The sequence below is a fragment of the Burkholderia sp. SIMBA_062 genome, assembly GCF_046534765.1.
Lineage (GTDB): Bacteria > Pseudomonadota > Gammaproteobacteria > Burkholderiales > Burkholderiaceae > Burkholderia > Burkholderia ambifaria.
The window spans coordinates 1-264 of sequence record NZ_JAWRYD010000337.1 but is presented as its reverse complement, the minus strand read 5'-3'; the positions used below and the strand labels follow the sequence as shown (position 1 = coordinate 264).

Sequence of the window (264 nt, the reverse complement as noted above, 5' to 3'; positions counted from 1 at the left end):
GGGCGAGGCGGCCGAGTTCAAGACCGTGCCGATGATCGTGCTGACCAACGCCTACTCGGCGTCGGCGTCGGAAATCGTCGCGGGCGCGCTGCAGGACCAGAAGCGTGCGCTCATCATCGGCAAGACGACCTTCGGCAAGGGCTCGGTGCAAACCGTGCGTCCGATGACGGCCGACACGGCGCTGCGTCTGACCACGGCGTACTACTACACGCCGAGCGGCCGCTCGATCCAGAACAAGGGCATCCGTCCTGACGTCGCGGTCGA

At 66.7% G+C, this 264-nt stretch carries 1 protein-coding gene; it reads left to right on the top strand.

The annotated features are described in order from the left end of the window. Positions 1–264 (top strand): S41 family peptidase (locus SB786_RS36590; protein ID WP_410731632.1); only part of this gene is annotated, 264 nt, incomplete at both ends.